The organism is Achromobacter sp. Marseille-Q4954, from assembly GCF_943737025.1.
Taxonomy (GTDB): Bacteria; Pseudomonadota; Gammaproteobacteria; order Burkholderiales; family Burkholderiaceae_B; genus Achromobacter; species Achromobacter bronchisepticus_A.
In genome coordinates, this window is the sequence record NZ_CALSFQ010000003.1 from 546,206 (window position 1) to 565,680 (window position 19,475).

The 19,475-nt window shown below is 66.1% G+C and carries 19 protein-coding genes and 1 tRNA gene; 14 read left to right on the forward strand and 6 right to left on the reverse strand.

Features of this window, described 5'->3' with window-relative positions; all coding sequences use genetic code 11:
- The first annotated feature begins 449 nt into the window (after positions 1-449).
- The 6 genes from NGK62_RS27990 to pdxK all read left to right on the forward strand — a co-directional run bounded on the left by NGK62_RS27990 (position 450) and on the right by pdxK (position 4,797).
- Positions 450-1,418, forward strand: coding sequence for a Bug family tripartite tricarboxylate transporter substrate binding protein (locus NGK62_RS27990; RefSeq protein ID WP_251881350.1), 969 nt, complete (start codon positions 450-452; stop codon positions 1,416-1,418).
- Between the two features lie 2 nt (positions 1,419-1,420).
- Positions 1,421-2,062: a glutathione S-transferase family protein gene (locus tag NGK62_RS27995; RefSeq protein WP_251881352.1), complete on the forward strand. Its 642-nt coding sequence runs from the start codon at positions 1,421-1,423 to the stop codon at positions 2,060-2,062.
- Between the two features lie 28 nt (positions 2,063-2,090).
- Complete coding sequence (locus NGK62_RS28000) at positions 2,091-2,873, forward strand: aldolase (protein ID WP_059371823.1); 783 nt, start codon at positions 2,091-2,093, stop codon at positions 2,871-2,873.
- Between the two features lie 93 nt (positions 2,874-2,966).
- Entirely contained in the window at positions 2,967-3,521 is a 555-nt protein-coding gene (locus tag NGK62_RS28005) for a helix-turn-helix domain-containing protein (RefSeq protein WP_059371824.1), read from the forward strand.
- A 44-nt stretch (positions 3,522-3,565) separates the two neighbouring features.
- Positions 3,566-3,928 carry a cupin domain-containing protein gene (locus tag NGK62_RS28010; RefSeq protein WP_059371825.1) on the forward strand — a complete coding sequence of 121 codons (363 nt, stop codon included), beginning with the start codon at positions 3,566-3,568 and terminating at the stop codon, positions 3,926-3,928.
- A 35-nt stretch (positions 3,929-3,963) separates the two neighbouring features.
- Positions 3,964-4,797, forward strand: coding sequence for a pyridoxine/pyridoxal/pyridoxamine kinase (pdxK, locus tag NGK62_RS28015; protein WP_059371826.1), 834 nt, complete (start codon positions 3,964-3,966; stop codon positions 4,795-4,797).
- A gap of 34 nt (positions 4,798-4,831) precedes the next feature.
- Here pdxK and NGK62_RS28020 read toward each other — a convergent pair whose 3' ends face one another.
- Together NGK62_RS28020 and amaB are read right to left on the reverse strand one after the other, a co-directional pair.
- Positions 4,832-6,124 carry a phospholipase A gene (locus NGK62_RS28020; protein ID WP_059371827.1) on the reverse strand — a complete coding sequence of 431 codons (1,293 nt, stop codon included), beginning with the start codon at positions 6,122-6,124 and terminating at the stop codon, positions 4,832-4,834.
- A 137-nt stretch (positions 6,125-6,261) separates the two neighbouring features.
- Positions 6,262-7,764, reverse strand: a complete 1,503-nt coding sequence (gene amaB, locus NGK62_RS28025; RefSeq protein ID WP_118934003.1) for an L-piperidine-6-carboxylate dehydrogenase — start codon at positions 7,762-7,764, stop codon at positions 6,262-6,264.
- 149 nt (positions 7,765-7,913) lie between these two features.
- On the opposite strand from amaB, the gene NGK62_RS28030 reads away from it, so the two are divergent.
- The 7 genes from NGK62_RS28030 to NGK62_RS28060 all read left to right on the forward strand — a co-directional run bounded on the left by NGK62_RS28030 (position 7,914) and on the right by NGK62_RS28060 (position 13,060).
- Complete coding sequence (locus NGK62_RS28030) at positions 7,914-8,663, forward strand: amino acid ABC transporter ATP-binding protein (protein WP_059371829.1); 750 nt, start codon at positions 7,914-7,916, stop codon at positions 8,661-8,663.
- Positions 8,664-8,806: 143 nt separating this feature from the next.
- Positions 8,807-9,598: an ABC transporter substrate-binding protein gene (locus tag NGK62_RS28035; protein ID WP_059371830.1), complete on the forward strand. Its 792-nt coding sequence runs from the start codon at positions 8,807-8,809 to the stop codon at positions 9,596-9,598.
- A 4-nt stretch (positions 9,599-9,602) separates the two neighbouring features.
- Positions 9,603-10,295 (forward strand): amino acid ABC transporter permease, encoded by a 693-nt coding sequence (locus NGK62_RS28040; RefSeq protein WP_059371831.1) that lies wholly within the window; start codon positions 9,603-9,605, stop codon positions 10,293-10,295.
- A 2-nt stretch (positions 10,296-10,297) separates the two neighbouring features.
- Entirely contained in the window at positions 10,298-10,987 is a 690-nt protein-coding gene (locus tag NGK62_RS28045) for an amino acid ABC transporter permease (protein ID WP_251881354.1), read from the forward strand.
- A gap of 11 nt (positions 10,988-10,998) precedes the next feature.
- Positions 10,999-12,291 carry an NAD(P)/FAD-dependent oxidoreductase gene (locus NGK62_RS28050; protein ID WP_251881356.1) on the forward strand — a complete coding sequence of 431 codons (1,293 nt, stop codon included), beginning with the start codon at positions 10,999-11,001 and terminating at the stop codon, positions 12,289-12,291.
- A gap of 12 nt (positions 12,292-12,303) precedes the next feature.
- The gene (locus NGK62_RS28055) at positions 12,304-12,888 is read left to right on the forward strand and encodes a helix-turn-helix domain-containing protein (RefSeq protein WP_042794587.1); all 585 of its coding nucleotides are present in this window, start codon (positions 12,304-12,306) and stop codon (positions 12,886-12,888) included.
- 95 nt (positions 12,889-12,983) lie between these two features.
- A tRNA-Arg gene (locus NGK62_RS28060) sits at positions 12,984-13,060 on the forward strand.
- Positions 13,061-13,268: 208 nt separating this feature from the next.
- Here the strand turns inward: NGK62_RS28060 and NGK62_RS28065 are convergent.
- From NGK62_RS28065 to NGK62_RS28080, 4 genes are all read right to left on the reverse strand, one after another.
- Positions 13,269-13,769 carry an acyloxyacyl hydrolase gene (locus NGK62_RS28065; RefSeq protein ID WP_502803364.1) on the reverse strand — a complete coding sequence of 167 codons (501 nt, stop codon included), beginning with the start codon at positions 13,767-13,769 and terminating at the stop codon, positions 13,269-13,271.
- Positions 13,770-14,217: 448 nt separating this feature from the next.
- Positions 14,218-15,744 carry an FAD-binding oxidoreductase gene (locus NGK62_RS28070; protein ID WP_251881360.1) on the reverse strand — a complete coding sequence of 509 codons (1,527 nt, stop codon included), beginning with the start codon at positions 15,742-15,744 and terminating at the stop codon, positions 14,218-14,220.
- 7 nt (positions 15,745-15,751) lie between these two features.
- Positions 15,752-17,119 carry a glycolate oxidase subunit GlcF gene (gene glcF / locus NGK62_RS28075; protein WP_251881362.1) on the reverse strand — a complete coding sequence of 456 codons (1,368 nt, stop codon included), beginning with the start codon at positions 17,117-17,119 and terminating at the stop codon, positions 15,752-15,754.
- Between the two features lie 107 nt (positions 17,120-17,226).
- Positions 17,227-18,183 (reverse strand): helix-turn-helix domain-containing protein, encoded by a 957-nt coding sequence (locus NGK62_RS28080; RefSeq protein WP_251881371.1) that lies wholly within the window; start codon positions 18,181-18,183, stop codon positions 17,227-17,229.
- Between the two features lie 147 nt (positions 18,184-18,330).
- On the opposite strand from NGK62_RS28080, the gene NGK62_RS28085 reads away from it, so the two are divergent.
- Positions 18,331-19,296, forward strand: coding sequence for a Bug family tripartite tricarboxylate transporter substrate binding protein (locus NGK62_RS28085; protein ID WP_059371836.1), 966 nt, complete (start codon positions 18,331-18,333; stop codon positions 19,294-19,296).
- Positions 19,297-19,475 lie beyond the last annotated feature (179 nt).

Here is a 19,475-nt window from a genome sequence, read left to right on the forward strand (position 1 = left end):
CAGCGGCGCAACTCTTTTTCTTTGAATGGCCCTTCCTGGCCGAAAACGGCCACTTGCCACAGGGGCCTTCCATACGAAGCACTGCGCTTCCGACGCCGAAATTGTCCAATAGCCGAGTGCCTCGAGACGTCCATGTCTCCCACCTAATTCCATACGGGCATATCCCAAATCTGCCGGCTTGAACTGTCGCGCTGATTTAATCGCGCTTATCGCAAAGTTCGCCTTTCTTCAGCCTGCAGGCCGTCCATCTGCACAGAATAAGAGAAGATGCCGGCGCAATAGCAGGTGTTGCCGGCCAAAGCCAAAAGGCGAACTTCAACCAAAAACGCGAACTATATTCCTGCTGCTCAGGGTTTTACCTAATCTTGTTTTCCTTGCGGAAAATCAATCTCCTATAGGACACTTCGTGTCATGATGGTGCCGATAGGCGGCGCCCGTAGGGGGATGACATGAAGATTTCGGGAATTGCCGGCGCGCTGGCATTGGTAGCGGCAATGGTGGCCAGTAGCGCCGAGGCGGCGGCCTATCCAGACCGGCCGATCCGGCTGGTGGTGCCGTTCGGCGCGGGCGGTATCACGGACATCGTGGCGCGTCAGGTCGGCAAGGGCATGGGCGACGCCTTGGGACAGAGCATCGTGATCGAGAACCGGCCGGGCGCGGGCGGGGTGATCGCGGCGCAGGTGGCCGCCACCGCGCCGGCCGATGGCTATACGATCTTCATGGGCACGGTAGGCACGCAGGTGGTCAACCCGCTGATCTACAGCAAGCTCAGTTATGACGCCGACAAGTTCGCGCCGGTGGGCATGGTGTCGGGATCGCCGTATCTGCTGGCCGTGCGTGCGGGCGTGCCGGCCAAGACCTTTGGCGAGTTCGTGGCCTATGCCAAGGCCAACCCGGCCAAGCTGAACTTCGGTTCGGCGGGCAATGCCAGTTCGCCGCACCTGGGCCTGGAACTGTTGAAGCTGACGGCGGGCGTGGACATCGTGCATGTGCCGTTCAAGAGCGGCAGCGAAGCCGTGAACGCCGCCATCGGCGAGCAGGTCGACGTGGTGATGGACGCCAGCCCGGTGATCATGCCGCATGCGGCGTCCGGCAAGCTGCGCGCGCTGGCGGTGGCCGCCGACAAGCGCCTGCCTTCCGCGCCCGACGTGCCTGCCAGCAGCGAGGTGGGCGACGCGGCCCTGCAGATCAGCTCGTGGAACGCGTTCTTCGCGCCCGCCGGCACGCCGCCCGACGTGATGGAAAAGCTGAACGCGGCGCTGCAGAAGACCCTGGCGTCGCCGGAATTGAAGGATCGGCTGGCGTCGCAGGGTACGCAGTTGTATACGGGCAAGCCGGACGAGTATCAGCGCTTCATCGCCGGCGAGAAAGCCAAGTGGACCGAGATCGTGAAACGCGCCAACATCAAAATGGACTGACGATGAACCAGACACCGCATCCGCTGGCGGGCAAGCCGCTGGAACTGGCCGATACCCTGCGTTCGGGCAACGCCTGGAAGATCCGGCTGGCCTGCGGCTACATGGGCCTGCCGATCAAGCGCCGCACCTTCGACATCGTGCAGGGCGACCTGGAGACGAACGCGTTCGCGCGCATCAATCCGTGGCGCCAGGTGCCGGCCTTGCTGACGCCGGAAGGCGAGTGGCTGGCCGAGTCGCAGGCCATCCTCTGGTATCTGGGGCTGGGCACGTCCTGGCTGCCTGGCGGCCGCCTGGAGCAGTCGCAGGTCAGCAGCTGGCTCAGCTTCGAGCAGACCCAGCACATGCACGCCTTTGCGCAGCCGCGCCTGCTGATCCATCTGCGCAACACCGCGCAGGTGGATGACCCGGCGATGCGGGCATGGCGCGAGATCGGCATGAAGGCTGCCGCGCTGATGGATGCGCATCTGGCGGGTCGCGACTATCTGGTGGGAAGCGCGCCAACCATTGCCGACATCGCGCTGTTTCCCTACACGAGCATGGCGGCCGAGGGCGGCTATGACCTGTCCGGCTTCGCCCATATCGACGCCTGGGTGGCGCGCATGCGCGCCTTGCCGGGTTTTACGCCGCTGATCGAAGCGGCATGACAGAGACACTATCTTAGGAGTGACGACGATGGCCGATACGATGCATCTGGGCAAGGACGAACTGATCGCGCGGGCGAAAGCCGAAATGCAGCGCCAGTTCGAGACGCCCGAATGGAGCCTGCGCGAACGCCTGGCGCTGACCTGCCGCATTCTGTTCGACGGCGGGCATGATTCCGGCCTGGCCGGGCAGATCACGGCGCGCGCGCCGGAGCCGAACCGGTACTACACGCAACGCCTGGGGCTGGGCTTTGACGAGATCAGCGCCAGCAACCTGCTGCTGGTGGACGAGGACCTGCGGGTGCAGGAAGGGGGCGGCATGCCCAATCCGGCCAATCGCTTCCATTCCTGGGTCTACCGCGCGCGTCCGGACGTGAACTGCATCATCCACACGCATCCGCTGCACGCGGCCTCGCTGTCGATGCTGGAGGTGCCGCTGGAAATCTCGCACATGGACAACTGCCCGCTGTACGACGACGTGGCCTTCCTGAAGGATTGGCCCGGCGTGCCGGTGGGCAACGAGGAAGGCGAGATCATCTCGGCCGCGCTGGGTTCCAAGCGTGCCATCCTGCTGTCGCACCACGGCATGCTGATCGCGGCGGGTTCGGTGGAAGAGGCCTGCGTGCTGGCGCTGCAGTTCGAGCGCGCCGCCCGCATGCAGCTGCTGGCCATGGCCGCCGGCAAGATCCAGCCCATTCCGCCGGCGCTGGGCCGCGAGGCGCATGACTGGATCCTGACGCCCAAGCGGTCGCAGGTCGGCTTCTCTTACTATGCGCGGCGTGCGCTGCGGGCGCATCCCGACGTGTTGGCCTGATGGCGGCCGCGGGCGGGGCCGGCTCGACGGCGGGGCCGGATTAGGGCATGCTTACCGGTCGTATTCCGCGACTGTATTTCCGCAACCCCGCCCATGATAGACCTGCCGCACCGCCTGCGCGCCCTGCGCCGCCAGCAAACCCTGTCCCTGGAACAGCTGGCGCAGCGCACCGGATTGACCAAGAGCTACCTCTCCAAGCTGGAGCGGGGCCTGAGCGAACCCTCCATTTCCACCGTGCTGCGGCTGGCGGAAGCCTATGGCCTGGGCGTATCGGAACTGGTGGGCACGGACGATGCCGCGCAGGAAGAAGTGGTCAGCGTGGTGCGGGTGGCGGACCGCGAGGCCTTGCAGCGCCGGGGGCTGGGCAGCGAGTATCACTACGAGTCGCTGGCCGGCCGCCGCAAGGTCAAGGCGATGGAGCCTTTCGTGGTGCATCCGCCCCGCGACTTTCCCGATGCGACCGCGGTGTTTCCGCACCCCGGCGAGGAATTCCTGCTGGTGCTCAAGGGCGCCATCGAGGTCCATGTGGGCGAACGCCAGTTCCGCCTGGAGACCGGGGATTCCGTCTATTTCGACTCCGAACTGCCGCACCGCATGCGCACCGTCAGCCGGGCCATGGCCGAAGTGCTGGTGGTGGCCGCCCACTGAGCGGGCCGCCGGACTCATTACCTTATCCGCATACAGGAACTTCCATGAAGAACGATCAATCGCGGCTCGTCCGCATCGATGCAGGCCCCATGAAGAATCCGGTGCCTGGAAAGCCCCGCCGCCCGATCTCGGGCGACGCGGCGTTCCGCACCGTGACCGCGTTCGAGGGCAATGGCGGCAAGGCAGAGGCCGGCGTCTGGGAAAGCAGCGCGGGCGTGTTCCAGTCCAACACCACGGGCTACATCGAGTTCGGCTACATCGTGGAAGGTTCGGCGCGCCTGGTCGATCCGGACGGCACCGTGCATGAACTGACCGTGGGCGAAGCCTTCGTCATGCCCGAAGGCTATACCGGCCGCTGGGAAGTGGACCAGTTCGTCAAGAAGATCTATTTCATCACCCGCATGTAGCGCCGCGTAGACCGCGGCAGCCCAGGAGCAGCCCCATGAGCGCAATCCCCGCCGTTACCGCGCAGGTGGATATCGTTTCCGTCCAATCCCAGGTCGTGTACGGCTGCGTCGGCAACAACGCCGCCATGCCCGTCTTCCGCAAGGCGGGCCTGCACGCGATCGCGGTGCCTACCGTGATCCTGAGCAACACGCCGCACTATCCGACCTTGCATGGCGGCGCGGTGCCGCTGGACTGGTTTGAAGGGCTGCTGCAGGGCCTGGACGAGCGCGGCGTCACCCGGACGGCGCGCGCGGTGGTCTGCGGTTACCTGGGCCAACCCGGGCAGGCCGGGCTGCTGGCCGCTTGGCTGCCTGCGCTGCGCGCATCGCGGCCCGATCTGAAGGTGCACATCGACCCCGTCATGGGCGACCGCAACGACGGGCTGTACGTGAACGAGGGGCTGGTCGAGCAATACCGGGACTTGCTGGTGCCGCTGGCTGACGGCATGACGCCGAACCATTTCGAACTGGAACTGCTGGTGGGGCGCGCCTTGTCGTCGATCGACGAGGTGGTGGCGGCGGCGCGTGAACTGATCGCGCGCGGTCCGGACTGGATCGTCGTGACCAGCGCGGCGCCCATGGCCGCCGCGGCCGGCACCTTGCAGCTGGCGGTGGTGACGCGGGATCAGGCCACCGTCGTGACGCATCCGGAGATTGCGATACCGCCCTCGGTGCACGGCACCGGCGACGTGTTCATGGCCGGTGTCACGGCGCGGCTGCTGAATGGGCAGGCGTTGGTCGAGGCGGTGCGTTCTGCCGCCGCCCAGGTTACGGTGGCGCTGGAGCGCACCCGTGAACTGGGCTGGGAAGAGCTGGCGGTGGAAGGCTAGGGCGCCTACGCGCGCGCCTGGCGGCGCGCCTCGTTCAAGGCACCAGCGACAGGCCGACGCGGAACTGCGATTCGTTGCGCTGGTTGTAGCCCAGCAGGGTTTCGCCGTAGCCGTTGAAGTACTGCAGATGCAGGTAGCCGTTCATGTTCAGCCAGGTGCGCTGCAGCGGCCAGGCGAAATCCAGCTGGGTGGTGCGGCGCTTCTGATCGCCCTGGCGGTACATGGCGGACACCACCGCGCCGTTGTCCTGGGCCCAGCGCAATTGCCAGTCGACGTGTCCGGCGTAGTCGGCGTAGTCGCTGTTTTCGCTGGCGACGCCGAAGTAGGCCTTGACCCGCGGCGCAAAGGTGAGCGTGCTGCCGCCGTCGAAGCGGTAATGGAAGCGCGGCTCGATATAGCCGTCGTTGACCGAGCGCGAATCCGCGCCGTCCTTGCCGTTGGAGTTGTGCTCGACGCCGGTGTTCATGCCGAAGCGCCAGTTCTGGCTGGCGGACTGCCAGATATTGTCGGACAGCCAGAACGCGCTGGGATTGAAGGTGGTGTCGATGAAGGGCATGGAATCGCCTTCCAGGTCCCACAGCGAGGTCTGCGTGTAAGCCAGGTAGAAATTCTCGTCCCAGGTCGCGGGGCGGTCGCCCGCGGGGCTGAAGAGGCGATACTTGGCGCTGATCTGAAAGCGCGCGGTGGTCTGCCCGCGGGTGCCGACGTCGAAGTACACCGGCTTGTACTCCGAGATGGAGCTGCGGAAGCGGTCGAACGCGGTTTGCTGTTGCACGGTCGGCACGACGGACGCGTCGGGCGAGGGACCGCCTTCGGGCGATGCGCCGACCGCGGCCACTGCCGCGGCGGGCACGGGTTCACCGCTGCTGGCGTCCACCACCGGGCCGCGCGCGGGCGTGCTGGCCAGGGTGCCGCTGTCGCGGCCGGTGGCGTCCAGCGCCATCATCGCGGGCTGGCCTTCGATGGACACGGCCTGCAGGCCCTGGGCCGTGGCGGGTACCACGGCGGTCCACGCCATGCGCGCGAAATTGTTGACCGGCACGCTGAAGCTGGCCGGGCCGCCGCGCAGCTTGGCCAGGCTGCGCACGATCTGGCCGTCCTGGCCGCGCCACTGCAGCACCAGTTCCGGCGGCGCCTCCCAGGTGGAGCGGGAAGTGCCTTCGTTGAAATACACCGCCTCGATGGTGACGGTTTCGCCGGGGGCGGCCGAGGGGCGATCCAGCCGGTACGACACACCCGCGGTGGCTGCGCCCGCCAAGCCCATGGCCAGGGCGGCGACCAGGGTGCGCAGGGGGAGGGCGGATCGTGCAGGACGGCTGATGGTCATCGGGTCATAACGTAGTTTTGTGACCAGGAAATGTAGCATCGACCCCCGCTACAGTTTGTAAGGCAGGCTAATCGTATGTAGAAAGCGTAAGCCCCCGCACAGGGCGGGGGCTTGCGTGGACAGCGTGGCGTGCGGGCTTATTCGCCGAACTTAATGCCCTGGGCCAACGGCAGCTGGCGCGAATAGTTGATCGTGTTGGTGGCGCGGCGCATGTAGTTGCGCCAGGCGTCCGAGCCCGATTCGCGGCCGCCGCCGGTTTCCTTTTCACCGCCGAAGGCGCCGCCGATCTCGGCGCCGGAGGTGCCGATGTTGACGTTGGCAATGCCGCAGTCCGAGCCCGCCGCCGACAGGAAGGTCTCGGCCTCGCGCAGGTCATTGGTGAAGATGGCCGACGACAGGCCTTGCGGCACGCCATTTTGCAAGGCCAGCGCCTGATTGAAGTCGGCGTAGCGCATCACGTAAAGGATGGGCGCGAAGGTCTCGTGGCAGACCACGTCGGTCTGGCCCGGCATTTCAGCGATGGCGGGGCGCACGTACCAGGCATCGGGATACTGCTCGGCCAGCACGCGTTCGCCGCCCGTGACCTTGCCGCCTTGTTCGCGCGCCGCCGTCAGCGCCGCCTGCATGGCGTCATAGGACACGCGGTCGATCAGCGGACCGACCAGCGTGGCGCTGTCCAGCGGATTGCCGATGGTGGCGCTGGCATAGGCCTTGTGCAGGCGCTGCACCAGGTCGTCGGCCACGCTCTCGTGCACGATCAGGCGGCGCGTGGTGGTGCAGCGCTGGCCGGCCGTGCCGATGGCGCCGAACACGATGCCGCGCGCGGCCATGTCCAGGTCGGCCGTGGGGCCGACGATGATGGCGTTGTTGCCGCCCAGCTCCAGCAGCACGCGGCCGAAGCGCTGCGCCACGCGCGGGCCGACCTGGCGGCCCATGCGGGTCGAGCCGGTGGCCGACACCAGGGCCACGGCGTGCGAATCCACCAGCGCCTCGCCGATGTCGCGGCCGCCGATCAGCACTTCGGACAGGCCGGCGGGCGCGTCGCCGAAGCGCTGCGCGGCCTGGGCGAAGAGCGCCTGGCAGGCCAGCGCGGTCAGCGGGGTTTTTTCCGACGGCTTCCAGACCACGGCATTGCCGCAGACCAGCGCCAGCGCGGCGTTCCAGGACCACACGGCCACCGGGAAGTTGAACGCGCTGATCACGCCGACCACGCCCAGCGGGTGCCAGGTTTCCATCATGCGGTGGCCGGGGCGCTCGGAAGCGATGGTCAAACCGTAGAGCTGGCGCGACAGGCCCACGGCGAAGTCGCAGATGTCGATCATTTCCTGCACTTCGCCTTCGCCTTCGGCGACGATCTTGCCGGCTTCCAGGCTGACCAGGCGGCCCAGTTCGCGCTTGTGCTGGCGCAGCGTTTCGCCGAACAGGCGCAGCAACTCGCCACGGCGCGGCGCCGGCACGTCGCGCCACGCCAGGCTGGCCTGGCGCGCGCGGGTGATGGCGGAATGGGCCTGGGCCACCGTGTGCTCATGCACCTGAGCCAGTTCGGCGCCGTCTATCGGGCTGCGCGCGCGCAGCGTGCCGCCCGTGAGCGATTCCGGGTTCAGCCCGAGCGCGCGCAGGATGTCTTGGGGAGTGTCCATGCCGGTTCCTTGGGTTGCCTGCGAAGAACCTGTCTTCGCTTAAGGGTTATGCCTAAGTGGCGATTCTGGAAAAAAATTTACTATACGAAACTCCAGCGTGAATTGCGAAACCTTTTTAACCAAGGCAGCACTCATACGAAGGTGGATCCGTGGCGGAACCTCTGCTGGTAGTCCAGGCAGTCACCAAGACCTATCAACGCGACGGGCAGGCCCCGCATCTGGCGTTGGACGGCATCGACTGCGAGCTCGGCCGCGGCGAGGTCATGGTGGTGGTCGGTCCGTCCGGATCCGGCAAGAGCACCTTGCTGCGCACGCTCAACGGCCTGGAGAGCATCGACAGCGGCGCCATCCGCGTGGACGGCGTGTCGCTCACCGACCCGGCCACCGATGTCAACCGCTGGCGCACCGAAGTCGGCATGGTGTTCCAGCACTTCAACCTGTTCCAACACCGTACTGCGCTGGACAATGTCGCGCTACCCCAGCGGGTGGTGCGCGGGCGCTCCCGCGCCGACGCGGAACGCTATGCCCGCGAATTGCTGGGCCGCGTCGGCATGGGCGAATACGGCGCGCGCTATCCCAGCCAGCTCTCCGGCGGCCAGCAGCAGCGTGTGGCGATCGCGCGCGCACTGGCCATGGACCCCAAACTGATGCTGTTCGACGAGGCCACGTCGGCGCTCGACCCCGAAACCGTGGGCGGCATACTCGAACTGATGCGCGCATTGGCGCGCGACGGCATGACCATGGCGGTGGTGACCCATGAGATGGGCTTTGCGCGCGATGTGGGCGACCGCGCACTCTTCATGGACGCCGGCCGCATCGTGGAAATGGGCACGCCGGACGAGGTGTTCGGCCACCCCAGGGAAGCGCGCACCCGCGCCTTCCTGGAAAAGATTCTGTAGTTCCTAGCAGCAAGGAAGCAACGGGGTCGTCCGCATGCGCGGCGCCCGGCGGTAACCAGGGCCGGTCCGGCTGATCCGGGCGCTGCCGGCGCACTGTGCTTTGCCCGGAATGACGTGAGTCCATTCACCACAAGGGGTAGGAAATGCTGAAAATCAAACAATGGCTGGGCGTGGCCGGCATCGCCCTGGCGGCCGCCACCGTCGCCTTGCCCGCGCAGGCCGACGAACTGGCCGACATCCTCAAGCGCGGCGAGCTGCGCGTCGCGGTGCAGACCTCGGGGCCGCTGATGAGCTTCATGGACAAGAGCGGCAAGCGCACCGGCCTGGCCGTGGAAGTGGCCAAGCGCATGGCCGACGACCTGGGCGTGAAGCTGGTGCTGCAGGATTACGAGTGGAAGGGCCTGATCCCGGCGCTCTTGTCCGGCAAGGCCGACATGGTCGCCGCCGACATGACGCCGACCCCGCAGCGCGCCGCGCAGGTGCTGTTCTCCACCCCCATGTTCTACGCCGACACCGTGGCCGTGGTGCCCAAGGATTCACCCTACAAGTCGTACGAGGAACTCAACAAGGACGGCGTGACCGTGGGCGTGCTGGGCGCTAGCACCTATGCGGAAGTGGGCAAGAAGATGCTGCCCAAGGCCACCATGAAGGAATTCTCCGGCGGCAGCGCGCCGGTCGGGCAGGCCCTGTCCAGCGGCCGCCTGGACGCCGGCATCATGTCGCTGTCCACGGCCAACCAGTTCCTGGTCGACTTCGGCAACCTGCGCGTGCTGGACGGCATCATGGTGCGCGAACCGCTGGCCTTCGCCGTCGGTCCCAACGCCTTCCGCCTGAAGTTCTGGCTGGACAACTGGCAGACGCTGAAGACGGCCGACAACACGCTGCCAGAACAGGTGAAGTACTGGTACTCCACCGACTGGAAGAAAGACCACTGAGCCCATGGACTGGCTGCTCGACTTCTATAACTGGCGCATCGTCAGCCAGTACACCGGCCAGTTCGCCACCGGCCTGGCCAACACCCTGATCGCGGCGGGCGCAAGCCTGGTGCTGTCGGTGCTGGCCGGCATCCCGTTGGCGCTTGCCCATATGTCGCCCCGCGCCGCCGTCTGGCGGCCGGTGGCGGCCTATGTGCAATTCATCCGTTCCACGCCCTTGCTGGTGCAGATCTACCTGGTCTACTACGCGGTGCCCATGCTGGTGCCGGGCGCCAAGGGCTGGAGCGAGATGTTGCTGGGCATCCTCGCCATGACGCTGCACCATGCGGCCTACATGAGCGAAATCATCCGCGTGGGCATCGAATCCGTGCCGCGCGGCCAGATCGAAGGCGCCAAGGCCTGCGGCATGAACTACCGCCAGCGGCTGCGCTACGTGGTGCTGCCGCAAGCCTTCGCCAATACCTTGCCGCCGCTCTTGGGCCAGACCGCCGTGCTGATCAAGGACACCTCGCTGCTGTCGCTGATCACGGTATTCGAACTGGTCGCGGCCGGCGTGCAGATGAACAGCGACCGCATCGTGCCCAACGAAAGCTTCCTGACCATCGCGGCCGGCTATCTGCTGATCTATGCCTGCATGCTGCTGCTGTCGCGCGGCGTGAGCATCTGGCTGGCGGGTCCCGCCTGGAACGCGAGGTAAGCATGCTGGATTCCTATATTTCCACCACCGGCGTGGTGCTGCCGTTCCTGCTGAAGGGCTTCTGGGAGACCTTGAAGATCTCCTTCGTGGCCATCATCGCGGGGTCCCTGCTGGGCTTCGTGATCGGCGTGATCCGCAGCTACCGCATCCGCGGCGTGCACCAGCTGCTGGGCCTGTACATCCACATCCTGCGCGGTACGCCGTTCCTGGTGCAGCTCTACATCTTCTATTTCGTGCTGCCCAGCTCGGGCATCGAGATGCTGCATTGGGATTCCGGCACCGCCGCCTTCGTGTCGCTGTCGGTCTACACGTCCTGCTATGTCGCCGAGATCGTCATGGGCGCGATCCAGGCCGTGCCGCGCGGCCAGACCGAAGGCGCGATGACGCTGGGTCTGCGGCCGTTCCAGATCCTGCGCCTGGTCATCCTGCCGCAGGCCATGCGCCTGATCGTGCAGCCCATGAGCGGCGTCTACGTCATGCTGATCAAAAGCACGGCCATCCTGTCCGTGGTGGGCATCACCGAGCTGACGCGGCAGGGCGAGGTGTTCATCATCACCTTTCCGGCCAAGTCGCTGTTCATCTACGGCATGATCGCCGCCATTTACTTCATCTATTGCTACCCGCTGCTGCGACTGGCCAACTGGCTGGAAAAGCGCTTGACCGGCGGCTTGCAAGGCGCGGGCCTGAACTGATGCCGACCACCATGGCTTCCGAGTACATCGACACCTACTACAAGCGCACGCTGGCCGACGGCGACACCCGTTATGCGCCGCTGTCCGGCGCGGCCAGCACCGACGTCTGCGTGGTCGGGGCTGGAATGGCGGGCTTGTCCGCCGCGTTGGAACTGGCCCGCCGCGGCCGCGACGTCATCTTGCTGGAGGGGCGGCGCATCGCCTGGGGCGCGTCCGGTCGCAACGGCGGCTCCGTCTCGCCGGCATACTCCGCCGGGGCCGACGCCATCAGAAAGCACGTCGACGAAGACCACTACCGCAAGCTCTACCGCCTGTCGATGGAAGGCGTGGAGATCATCCGCAACAACATCCGCGACCTGGACATCACCGAAGCCCGCAAGGTCGACGGCCGGCTGCGCGTGGTGCGCTACGAGGCGACCGACGCCCTCCGGCAGTGGTGCGACAGCCAGCAACGTGATTTCGGCCGCGACGTGCGTCTGCTGAGCCGCGGCCAGGTCCGCGAACGCTTGCTGTCCGACGTTTACTTCCAGGGCGTGGAGGACCCCACGTCCTTCCACTTCCACCCGCTGAACTACGCCCGCGCGCTGGCCCGCGAATGCGCGCGCCTGGGTGTGCGCATCCACGAAGACTCGCCTGTTGTGCAGGCGTCGCTGGACGGCGCGGTCAAGCGCCTGAAAACGGAGCGCGGCCAGATCGACGCCCGCACCGTGGTACTGGCCACCGGCGGCTACACCGAGGACGTGGTGCCTGCGCTGCGCCGCGCGATGCTGCCCATCGCCACCTACATCATGCTGACCGAGCCGCTGGGCGACCGGGTGCAGGAAGCCATACGCACCACCGCCGCCATCGGCGACGACCGGCGCGCCGGCAACTATTACCGCGTGCTCGATGGCGGGCGCATCGGCTGGGGCAGTAGAATCACCACCCGTGTCGACGACCCGCCCGACCTGGCGGAGTCGCTGCGCCGCGAACTCCTCTCCGTCTATCCCCAATTGCAGGGACTGCGCGTGGAAACGGCGTGGTCGGGACGCATGGCCTACGCGCGGCATCTGATGCCGCAGATCGGCCAGCTCTCGCCGGATGTCTGGTACTGCACGGCGTTCGGCGGACACGGCATGAACACCGCGTCGATCGGCGGCCGGGTCGTCGCCGAAGGGATCGCGGGCGACACCCAGCGCTACAAGCTGTACGCGCCGTTCGGGCTGGCCTGGAACGGCGGCGGTCTCGGCACGGCAGCGGTGCAACTTACTTATTGGTCTTACCAGGCGCGCGACTGGTGGCGGGAGCGGCGGTCGCGGGCATGACAGGGTGCATAGATGGAAGGCAACAAACAAAGCGTGTTGGCACAGCGGCTGCGAGCCTTGCGCCAGGCGCGGGCGTGGACCTTGAAGCAGGCGGCCGCGGCCACCGGCGTGTCCGCGTCCACGTTGTCCAAGATCGAAAACAGCCTGCTGTCGCCCACCTATGACAACTTGATCAAGATCGCGGCGGGCCTGGAGCTGGACGTGGCCGAGCTCTTCACCGCGTCCGACGCCCACATGGGCACCGGCCGCCGCAGCCTCAGCCGCCAGGGAGAAGGGCGCCAGTACGAAACCCCGTACTACGACCACCGCCTGCTGTGCACCGCGCTGTCGCACAAGCGCATGATGCCCTTCCACACCCGCGTCAAGGCCCGCTCCTTCGACGAATTCCACGACTGGAGCCGCCACCGCGGCGAGGAATTCGTCTATGTGCTGGAAGGCGAGGTCGAGCTCTACACCGAGTTCTACGAGCCCGCCCGCCTGAAGGCCGGGGAAAGCTTCTACATAGACAGCCGCATGGGCCATCGCGTGATCAGCCTGAGTCCGGACGACGCCCTGGTGCTGTGGGTGTCGACCCATGCGGACATAGGCGAAGAGTAGGGTTTATAGGCCCGTGTTGCGGGCCGGCCGCCCAAGCCGCCCGCAACAAGGTAAAATGCGGCGCCCGGATCCTTTCCGGGCCATCACCACACCGCGCGGCAGTAGCTCAGCTGGATAGAGCACGGGCCTTCTAAGCCTGAGGTCGGGGGTTCGAGCCCCTCCTGCCGCGCCAGAATAGCTAAGTAAATCAAGCTATTGTGTAATGCCAAAAGCCGTTAATAAGGCAATTATCAGAATAAAAATGCCTGCGTTGGAACTTTACTCTGGCGCGATGGCCTTCTTCACCACCCGTCTGTCGTAGTGTTCGTGCGTCGTCGCCGGGTTCGTATGCGCGGCGAAATCATACGCATCGTGGTCACGGTTTTGGATCTTCGTTGTGATCAAAACTGATACGTATATGTCAATTGCAAGGTGTCCAGACCAGGGTTCGGTCGCTTGATGCCAGCATTGGAAAAGTGTGAAAGGCGCAGACCAATACGGTCGTGGCGCGTGAGTAGAAAACCCGCACCGATATGATCGCCAAACTGGAAGGCAGATCCGATGTTCTTGTCTGCAAACCGAGTGCGTGTGAGCGCCGTGACCCCAATGCCCGCTTCGATGTAGAAGCGTTCGGTAGTCCACCAGCGGAACATGGGGATCGCGCTAAATTGCCAGGCTTGACTGGGCGAGCGAGAGCCATCGGCTGTCCAGTAGGAAACGCCGATTTCGGGCGTTAAATCCAGGCGCCCCCAGTTCCCACTGAACTTGGTAGTCCAGACCGACGCTGCTTCATAGTTCAGTGTGTAGCGCTTGTATTGCTTACCTATGCCGTAGTGAACACTAATACCGCCCTGCGTTCCACTGGTATCTGCCAGTGCTGAGTCGGCCATGCCTGCGAGCATTAGACTGAGCACCGCCGGCAAGAGCCGTTGCAGGTGAAACTGTGCCTTAATGGTTTTTTTGCTGTTGGTGTTCATGCGTTGAGATAGGGAGGGTGAGGAGGAGCAGAGTTTGTCCGTCGGAACGAATGCCCTAGAAGCGGCGTGAAAGTCGCCCTCAATTCCGATTTTCAAGTGGTACTGCCCAATTACCCTTTCACTGTATAGATCGTTCAAATAAGAAATATAAAGTTCTGTGAAGTTTTGAGTATTGTTGAGTGAGTCGTCTCGGAAGGGTATGAAGTGCGTACTCCTGGTCCGGATCTGTGTCCCCAGGGTCGGGGGTTCGAGCCCCTCCTGCCGCGCCAACATCCCACGAAAATTCAACGTTTTACAGATAGCCGCCGCCCAAGCCCGCGCGGCCGGCGGCTCACGGGCGTCCGGAGCGCAGCCGCCCCGGACACGCCCTTCCTCATTCGATCCCGTACTTCCCTGGCGCGATCACGCCATTCGGGTCCAAGGCGGCCTTGATCGATGCGCAAGCACGCACCAACTCCGGCATGCGCTGGGCCTGGTGGAACTCGTGATACATGGTCGGCGCGCGTCCCACGAAAATGCCGCGATCGGCGAACAGCCTGGCCAGCGCCCGGTAGCAGGCGTCGGCGCGCGCGGTTTCGTCGGCGTCTTCCCGGTTGTAGATGATCGCGTGGATGGCGCGGGCGAATCGGGCGCCGCAAACGTTCGACAGCAGGTATTCCAGCCCGTGCTCGTGGCAAATGCGGCGCGCCTGTGTTTGCAGGGCGTTGACGATGTCGCCGGCGACGGGGGAGCCCGCCGACAGCCAGATCGCGCCGCCGCCCGGGCGCCAGCCCAGCATCTTCAATTCGCTGTCGGTCGGCACGCCGGTGTTGGAGTTGATGGCGATGTGCAGGGGGCCGATGTCCTCGGCTTCCTCCATGGGAATCTGGCGTCCCTTGCCCGAGGCCAGGAAGTGCTGGGCGATGCGGTCGATCTGGGGTTGCACGGCGGCACGGCTGGCGCCGTACACGGCGCCTGATACCGTCCAGGATCCCAGGTCATACAGCCTGCGCAGCGCGGCGCGTCCCTCGTCGGACATCGAGCGTTTGCCGCCGCTGGCCGCGTATTCCGGGTTGGTGGCGGCCGAGGACAGCAGATACAGGTCATTGGTGGCGCGGATCAGCGTCGGCACGAAATTGCTGAGCTTCAGCGGACGGATGCGTTCGACGATCTCCCCCAGATCTTCGTCGTCGGGGAAGGTGAAAAAGAAGGGTTCGATATGCGGCGGCCGAGGCATGAGCCACATGCCTACGCGGGTGACGATGCCGAAGTTGGATTGGGAGAACAGGCCGTCCAGCGTAGGGCCGAAGCTGTATTTGGAAACGTGCCAGTTGGGATGCGAGGACCCGGCCAGGCTGCCGTCGCCGGTGCGGATCACGTCGCCATTGCCGAGCACGACCTCCATGCCGCAACTCATGCCGAAATGATCGGCGTAGGCGCCGCTGCCGCCGCCCTTGTCCAGCGCGTTCGCGAGGATGCTGCCCTGCGACGGGCCCGCGGTCGGCGAGATCATCAGCTTGCTTTCCCGGCGCTGCAGCTCATCGTGCATGGCGCGAAAGCTCACGCCGGGCTCGAGCACGCAATAGCCCAGCGTCTCGTTCACTTCCAGGATGCGGTTCATGCGCCGCCCCAGGTCCACCACCACCTGGCCAGGGCGGATGGGCGAGCGGGTGCCCAGGCCGATGTTCTGGCCATTGCTGATGGGATAGAGCTGGACGCGGAAGCGGTTGGCCAGGCGCACCAGCGTCTGCACCGCCTCGGTCGAGTCCGGATAGGCGACCGCGCCGGGGCGCACATCGGCGCAGGGCAGGGTGTGTTCGCCGTAGCGTCCGAGGACGTCGTCACCCAGCGCGATGGCGTCCGCGCCAAGCTCGGCTGCCGCCGCATGGGCGAAATCTACGATAGGGTCATTGGAAGGCATACGTCTTTCACCACAGAAGATCGCCGCTGCCGGCGGTTGTCGGAACCGGCGTGGCCGCCGGCGTTGGAGCGTCGGCCGCCGCCTGCGGCGGCTTGGGCCGGTAGTTTTCGAGACCGCGGGGGGGCGGGCCGCCGGTGGCCCAGTCCAGCAACTGCACCGTGTGCGCCACTGGCACGGGCGTGAAGCGCGAGATCTGCACCAGGCATCCCATGTTGCCGGCGGCGATCACGTCAGGCCGGCCGGCCGAGGCGTGGGCCGCCTTGCGTTGTCCCAGGCGGTCCGAGATGGCCGGCTCGAGGATGTTGTAGGTCCCGGCCGAGCCGCAGCACAGATGCGATTCCGCGATATCGCGCACCTCCATGTCCCGCTTGCCCAGCGCGCGGCGCGGCGGCCGTTCGATCTTCAGGCCATGCTTGAGTGAACAGGAGTCGTGATAGGAAACGGCCAGGCCTGACGCCGAGCCGGTGGATGTCAACGGCAGGCCGGCGGCGATCTGCGAGATATCCTGGGTGGCCTCTACCACGAGGCGCGCCAGCGCCGACAGTTCGGGGCGGTCGGAAAGCAGTTCCCCATAGCGTTTGATAACGGAACCGCAGCCCGAGGTGGTGCTGATGATGGCGTCGATATGCCCGGCCTGCAGCGCGGCCGACCAGCTGCGGACGGCCTGTTCCATGTGCCGGGTGGCGGCCTCGCGCCGTCCCATGTGCAGTTCGAGCGCGCCACAGCATTGCACGCCGGGCACGTCGACGACGGCGATGCCGGCGCGTATGAGCAGGCGCTTGGCCGAGGCGTTGATCTCGGCGCCGAGCACCGACTGGGCGCAGCCGTCCAGCAGAGCCACGCGGCGCGTGGGGTTGGCGGGCGGCTGTGGAGCGGCTTCGGCGCGCGGCGCAAACGCCGCGAGTGCGGGGGCGCCGGATAGGGAGGCCAACGCGCCCAACGGCCCGCCCAGGCGGCCGGCGGCGCCGCGCAGCAACCGGCCCGCGGCCGCGGCGGGGCGCAGCAGCGTGGGGGTCGTCAGTACCCGGGCCAGCGCCGAGCGCAGCAGGCGCTGCGTCAGCGGGCGGACCTTGCTCTTCTCGATATGCTCGCGCGCGCCGTCGATGATGGCGTGATACGAGACGCCGGCCGCGCAGGTGGTTTCGCACGAGAGGCACGACAGGCAGCGGTCCAGGTGGCGCACGGCGGCCGGGCTGGGCGCAGCGCCGCTGTCCAGCATCTCGCGCGCCAGGGCGATCCGGCCGCGCGGTGAATCCAGCTCTTCGCCATCGAGCACGTAGGTAGGACAGACCGCGGTGCAGAAGCCGAAATGCACGCAGCTCTCGGCGGCGGCGCGGACCGCATCGGGGCGGTGAATGGTGATGGTTTTGGGCATGGTGCGACGTAAGCTTGCCGGCCAGGGCCGGGATGAAGCTCATTCTGCCGCCAGGCGCTGCGCGGGGCTGTGCCCAGCGCGCCAGCGGACGCCGCCCACGGCGTCAGTCAGCCGCGGGTCTGCCCTTGCTTGAGCAGATTTACGGGCAAATCGCCGTATCGCTCGGAGAAGCGCCGCGTGAAGTGGGAGAGATTATTGAAGCCGCAGGCGAAGGCCGCCTCGCTGACCGTGCGGGTCTTGCCAGCCGCCAGCAGCTCATGCGCGAGCGTCAGGCGGGCCTGCACCACGTAGGCTTCGAACGACAAGGCTGCATGCCGCGCGAACAGGCGGTGCAGGGTGCGGACCGATATGCGGCAGGCTGCGGCCACCATCGCGGGCGACAGGTCCGGGTTGGCGATCGCCGTATCGATGTGGCGCTTCACGCCGACGAAGCTCAGTTCGGTGGACGGGGGCGCCGCGGCGTCCGCCAGGGATGCGCAATGCAACGAGACGATCTCGATGACGGCATCCAGCAGCGTGTCGACGGTGCGGTCCTGCAGTTTGACCGTCGTATCGGTCAGCAGGCGCATGGCTTCGGTGAGCACGGGCGCGAATGGCATGTCGGCCGGCAGGCTGGCCGGCGCGCGCAGCCGCCGCATGCCCGGGGCGCGCGCGCTCAAGGCGTGGCGCGGCAGCAGGACCAGCCGGCGCGAGGTCGTTTCCGGGAACGTGATGTCGAACGCGGATCCGGTGTCGAGCAGCCCGAATTCTCCGGGCCGCAGGCACAACTGCTCGTCGCCCTGGGACATCAAGGCGCTGCCCTGCAATTGCAGGCTGAGCATGATGTGATCGCCATTGAGACGGCTGACTTGCCGCTGGGAACGCCGGATCATGTGCGGGGAACTCGCGAAGCTCACGAGCCGGACTCCCGCGCGGTTCTGGCTGGACATGGTGCCTGCGAATCCGGCGTCGGGTTCGGCGCGGAATTCGGAGTCGAGCACACCGGCGCAGACCGCATCCTGCCAGAACGCCAGGGCGTGCTGGCCGTGATCGTGGGTGCTCCAGTTGTGCCATTCAGGCGCCATTTCGGCTCCGGGGTCCGTTGCGTGCTGTCGCTGCCAGCGGCATCGGCTGGCACGTTGGGTCGTGCCCAATGTAGCGAGGCAGGGGAGAATGGGCCATCCGTGCATTCCCCAGTAACGGCGCACTGAGTTCAACGTATGGAGCGTGGCATGAAACGGTTTCTATCTTTGTGGGCAGGTGCAGTGCTCGCGTTGTCGGCTTTCAGTGTCGCGGCGCAAGAGTATCCGGCGCGGCCCGTGCGCATGATCGTGGGCTTCGCGCCTGGCGGCGGCAACGATATCCTGGCCCGCCTGATGGCCGAGCAGTTGCAGCGCCGGCTGGGCCAGCCCTTCATCGTGGAGAACCGGCCGGGCGCCAGCGGCGCCATTGCCATCGGCGCCGTCAAGCGGGCCGAGGCCGACGGCTACACCTTGCTGGTGGGGCCGAGCAGCGGCATGACCGTCAATCCGGCCATCTACAACAACCTGGACTACGACCCGGTCGCCGATTTCGCGCCGATCTCCCTTGTCGGGGACATTCCCATGATCCTGACCGTCAAGGCTGAAAGCTCGGCGCGCTCGGTGGCCGATCTGGTTGCTCAGGGCAAGAATAGCGGCAAGCCGCTGTTCGCAGGCTCGGGCGCCAACTCCTTCCAGCTCGCCACCGGACTCTTCGCCAAGCGCGTCGGCCTGGAAGCGGAGGTGGTCAACTACAAAGGGAATTCCGCCGTGGTTGCGGCCTTGTTGGCCAATGAGATCGACTTTGCGCTGATCGACACCGCCGCCGTGCTGCCCCAGATCCGCAGCGGCCGGCTGAAAGCGCTGGCCGTCACGGGGGCGAAGCGTTTTACCTTGTTGCCCGACGTGCCCACCGTCGCGGAGTCCGGCGCACCGGATTTCGCAATGTCGTTCTGGTCGTCCCTGTACGCGCCGGCGGGCACGCCGCAGGCCGTCATCGACAAGTTGCAGAACACCGTATCCGCCGCCGTGAGAGAGCCCGCCGTGGCCGACCGCTTGCTGGAGCTGGGCATCGATCCCGTAGGCAGCGCGCCGCAAGTCCTGGCCGACACCATGGCCAGGGAGATTCCGATGTATGCCGCGGCCGCCAAGGAGGCGAACCTGTCGCCAGTGCAGTAGGCGCGTGGAGACGACCTGTCCGAATTTGTCCTTTGCTTTACTGCAACTGTCGACAGGCGGAAGCTGGCCGTCCGCCGGCTATGAGTGATAGGTGCTGACTCGATGACCTATATGATCCCGCAAGATATATAGGGGCACTTATGGGGACTGCTGGTGCTGACCTCCTCCCAGTTTCCACC